This window comes from Vibrio sp. HENC-03 (assembly GCF_000305755.2).
In the GTDB taxonomy this organism is placed as follows: Bacteria; Pseudomonadota; Gammaproteobacteria; order Enterobacterales; family Vibrionaceae; genus Vibrio; species Vibrio owensii.
Map to the genome: position 1 here is coordinate 264,978 of NZ_JH976125.1, position 4,275 is coordinate 269,252.

At 45.4% G+C, this 4,275-nt stretch carries 3 protein-coding genes; 1 reads left to right on the forward strand and 2 read right to left on the reverse strand.

Going from position 1 to position 4,275, the window contains the following annotated elements; genetic code table 11:
* Window positions 1-34: 34 nt before the first annotated feature.
* Window positions 35-676 (reverse strand): uridine kinase, encoded by a 642-nt coding sequence (gene udk, locus VCHENC03_RS07355; RefSeq protein WP_009707042.1) that lies wholly within the window; start codon window positions 674-676, stop codon window positions 35-37.
* A 181-nt stretch (window positions 677-857) separates the two neighbouring features.
* Window positions 858-1,934 (reverse strand): iron-sulfur cluster carrier protein ApbC, encoded by a 1,077-nt coding sequence (apbC, locus tag VCHENC03_RS07350; protein ID WP_009707043.1) that lies wholly within the window; start codon window positions 1,932-1,934, stop codon window positions 858-860.
* A 157-nt stretch (window positions 1,935-2,091) separates the two neighbouring features.
* On the opposite strand from apbC, the gene metG reads away from it, so the two are divergent.
* Window positions 2,092-4,152, forward strand: coding sequence for a methionine--tRNA ligase (gene metG, locus VCHENC03_RS07345; protein WP_009707044.1), 2,061 nt, complete (start codon window positions 2,092-2,094; stop codon window positions 4,150-4,152).
* Window positions 4,153-4,275 lie beyond the last annotated feature (123 nt).

A 4,275-nucleotide genomic window follows, 5' to 3' on the forward strand; every position in this document is an offset into this window, starting at 1 on the left:
ATACAAAAATAAAGCGATATAGCCGTCTAAAGGCTTAAGCTTTCAGAAGTTTTGCAATGTGCGCTTTAAGAACGTCGATTGCGATACGGTTTTTACCACCGCGAGGAACGATGATATCCGCGTATTGCTTAGAAGGTTCGATAAACTGCATAAACATCGGACGAACAGTCTGTTGGTATTGCTTAAGAACAGACTCCATAGTACGACCACGCTCTTCAACGTCACGCTTAACACGACGCAGTAGACAGATGTCCAACGGTGTATCCATAAATACCGTCGCGTGCATTAGGTTACGTAGACGAGGGTCGGTTAGCAGCAAGATACCTTCAAGAATGATTACCTTTTTAGGGGTCATTGGAGTGGTGTTGCTTGTACGAGTGTGCTCTGTGTAGCTGTATTCTGGAACTTCTACAGCTTCTCCACGCACCAATTTCTCTAGGTGTTCACAGAGTAGGTCGTGGTCCAACGCGCTCGGGTGATCGTAGTTAGTCTTTACACGCTCTTCCATGCTTAGGTTGCTTTGGTCGTTGTAGTAGCAATCTTCCGTGATGACACCGATTTGATGATCGCCCACTTTCTCGCGAAGCTCATTGTAAATTGTGCTCGCGATCAGACTTTTTCCCGAAGCAGAAGCGCCAGCAATACCGACGATGACGCATTGATTATTATCAGACATTAATTTGCACCCGATGATGATTTTCTAGTCACATAAAAAGATAAACTGCCTGATTATAGGGAGTTCACCCCCTCGTGACTAGCTGGAATTAGGGTTTCGTTATAAGTTTCTGTCAGCTCAGAGGATTAACCTCCCAGCAAACGTTTAAATGTGCAATATTCAACCAGCGTTGATATTAAACTCAGTTCACCATAGTAAAACTGATTGCATCCGGTTTTGCTTTACCTTGCCAATACATGGTGCCACAAACTCGGTCAGCAAGCTGTTTGTAGTAGCCCGCATGCTCACTATCAGGGCGTCTCGCCACTGTTGGAATACCGGCATCGATATCTTCTCGCATAGAGATATGAAGCGGAATTTGCCCAAGCAGTGCCAAGCCAAATTCTTGTGACATTTTCTCTGCACCACCAGTACCGAAAATATGCTCAACCGCTCCACACTGACTACAAATGTGGTAACTCATGTTCTCAACGACGCCAACAACTGGCACGTTGACTTTATGGAACATAGCCGCACCTTTACGTGCATCCGCTAACGCAAGATCTTGTGGTGTAGTAACAAGGACAGTGCCTGTAACTGGAATCTGCTGTGACAATGTTAGCTGAATGTCACCCGTACCCGGCGGCATATCGATAACCAGATAATCAAGCTCTGGCCAATCCGTTTCGGTTAGCAGTTGTGATAGCGCTTTAGAAGCCATAGGGCCACGCCAAATAGCCGCTTCCGATTTATCCACCAAGTAACCGATAGAATGAGTATAGATGCCATGAGCAAAAATTGGCTCCATCCATTTGGCGTCACGAACTTCAGGCTTTGCGTCTTCTTGACCTAACATCATAGGAACCGATGGGCCATAGATGTCAGCATCTAACAAGCCAACTTTCGCACCAGACTGTGCAATGGCTAAAGCAAGGTTAACCGCGGTTGTCGATTTACCCACACCTCCCTTTGCTGAGCTAACTGCGATAATGTTTTTCACGCCTTTGACGGCATTGGTAACTTGCGTCTCAAGCGCTTTGATATTCAGTTCGATGTGAAAATCAAACGCTGGAACATCACCCGATGATTGTTGCCCTTTAATCCAACTGCTCAACGCCACTTGGAGTTCGTTGCTCGCAAACGGTAAGGTAATTTGAATGCCACCTTGCGCGGGGATTGCAACCATACCATTAATATCTGCCCAGTTTTCCACCAACTGTGGATGTTGAAACTGGTTAAGCCAATGACAAAAATCTTGTTTTGAAGTGAACTGATGCATGAGGCCTCCTTTATGCATCTAATCGTAGCACCCAGCGGCGAGATTCAGAACCCCAAAAAAACTAAGGCAATCCATGGTTTGATGCCTTGGCGTTAGGGAACTCATGGGGTAGTATTAGTCTCTATTTTTTATACCTATCAAAAAGCGATTATTAAGTATGGCAAACGATCCAAGAAAACTGCTGGTAACTTGTGCCCTTCCGTACGCTAATGGTTCGATTCACCTAGGTCACATGCTTGAGCACATTCAAGCTGACATCTGGGTTCGCTACCAACGCCTACGTGGCAACACTGTAAACTTCATCTGTGCTGACGATGCTCACGGCACGCCAATCATGCTAAAAGCACAACAGATGGGTATTACGCCAGAAGAGATGATCGCTGCAGTGAGCGAAGAGCATCAAAAAGACTTCGCTGGCTTTGATATTAGCTTTGATAACTACCACAGCACACACTCAGAAGAGAACCGTGAACTGGCTTCTCACATCTACCTTGAGCTGAAGAAAAACGGTTTTATCTCTAGCCGCACGATTTCTCAACTATTCGACCCTGAGAAAGAAATGTTCCTACCGGATCGTTTCGTAAAAGGTACTTGCCCTAAGTGTAAGTCGGAAGATCAATACGGCGACAACTGTGATAACTGTGGTGAGACGTACAACCCAACTGAACTGATTAACCCGAAATCAGCAGTATCTGGCGCAACTCCAGTAATGAAAGACTCTGAGCACTTCTTCTTCGACCTACCTCAGTTCGAAAGCATGCTAAAAGAGTGGACTCGTTCAGGTTCTCTACAATCTGAAACGGCTAACAAGATGCAAGAGTGGTTCGAATCTGGTTTGCAACAGTGGGATATCTCACGCGATGCACCTTACTTCGGCTTCGAAATCCCAGGCGAGAAGAACAAATTCTTCTACGTATGGCTAGATGCACCGGTTGGCTACATGGCTTCTTTCAAGAACCTATGTGACAAGACTGAAGGTCTAGATTTCGACGAATACTGGAAGAAAGACAGCACAACTGAGCTTTACCACTTCATCGGTAAAGACATCGTTTACTTCCACTCTCTATTCTGGCCAGCAATGCTAGAAGGCAGCGGTTTCCGTAAGCCAAACAACGTATTCGTACACGGCTACGTAACGGTAAACGGCGCGAAGATGTCTAAATCTAAAGGCACGTTTGTTAAGGCAAGCACTTACCTGAATCACCTAGATCCAGAGTGTTTGCGTTACTACTACGCGGCAAAACTAAACAGCCGTATCGACGACCTAGACCTAAACCTTGAAGACTTTACTCAACGTGTTAACGCTGACGTAGTAAACAAGATTGTTAACCTAGCTTCTCGTAACGCTGGCTTCATCTCTAAACGTTTTGAAGGCAAGTTGGCTGAAAACTTTGCAGAACCTGAGCTATACAACGAATTCGTTGCAGCAGCAGACCGTATCGCAGAGCTTTACGAAACTCGTGAGTTTGGTCGTGCAATCCGAGAGATCACGGCGCTAGCAGATAAAGCTAACCAATACGTTGACGAAAAAGCACCTTGGGTTGTTGCAAAAGAAGAAGGTAAAGATCAGGAACTACAAGAAATTTGTTCTGTAGGTATTAACCTGTTCCGCGTTCTAATGACTTACCTGAAACCAGTTATGCCTGCACTAGCAGCACGTACTGAAGCATTCCTAAACGAAGAGCTAACTTGGGAAGGCATTGCTGCACCACTGACTGGTCACGAGATCACTAAGTTCAAAGCGCTGTTCAACCGTATCGATCCTAAGAACATCGAAGCGATGATCGAAGCATCGAAAGAAGACGCTGCGGCAGAAATGGCAGCAAAAGAGAAAGCGGAAGCAGAAAAGAACAAAGCTAGCCAAACTGAGCTAGATAAAGATCCAATCGCTGAAGAGATTGAGTTCGATGCTTTCGCAGCGGTTGATATGCGTATTGCTCGCATCATCTCTTGTGAAGAAGTGCCAAAAGCAAACAAACTGCTTAAGTTCCAACTAGACATCGGCGGTGAAACTCGTCAGGTGTTCTCTGGCATCAAGTCAGCGTACAAACCTGAAGAGCTAGAAGGCAAGCTAACTGTAATGGTTGCTAACCTAAAACCACGTAAGATGAAGTTTGGTATGTCTGAAGGCATGATCCTAGCCGCTGGCCCTGGTGGTAGCGATCTATGGATTCTTGAGCCACACGAAGGTGCTCAACCAGGTATGCGTGTAATGTAATCCTCTTCGCATAATAGATAGGCTTAACTAGTTCAGTTAAGCCTTTTTTACAACGAGTGTCTCGTCCTGAAATGTGTTTACACATTGAGGACTAATTATGACAACTTCAAATACATCCTACAT